This window comes from Pseudomonas sp. SIMBA_041 (assembly GCF_046535095.1).
Classification (GTDB): domain Bacteria; phylum Pseudomonadota; class Gammaproteobacteria; order Pseudomonadales; family Pseudomonadaceae; genus Aquipseudomonas; species Aquipseudomonas mucoides.
In genome coordinates this window covers 1-240 of sequence record NZ_JAWRXJ010000866.1, presented here as the reverse complement: position 1 = coordinate 240, position 240 = coordinate 1, and the positions used below count along the sequence as shown (strand labels likewise).

Sequence of the window (240 nt, the reverse complement as noted above, 5' to 3'; positions counted from 1 at the left end):
ATCATTCAAAAAGCATTTGCGTATTCAGCAAAAGACAATAAAACACTTGCTCCATCAAAGCTGGCGTATTTTCAGGAAAATATTGATAAGTGGGTCGATATTGATGCCGAGCAGCTTATAGGGTCCAAGGACGTGATGGGCGATTGTGAGCTGATTAACCCAAAGACTGAAACATATCAGCGAATGTCAGAGTATGGCTCTACGATGCTTGGTTGGGACTTTATACCAGTTGATGACAAC

At 41.7% G+C, this 240-nt stretch carries 1 protein-coding gene; it reads left to right on the top strand.

The features are described from left to right. Positions 1-240, top strand: a 240-nt coding sequence (locus SB725_RS33610; protein ID WP_410923747.1) for a hypothetical protein, incomplete at both ends; no start/stop codon positions are given.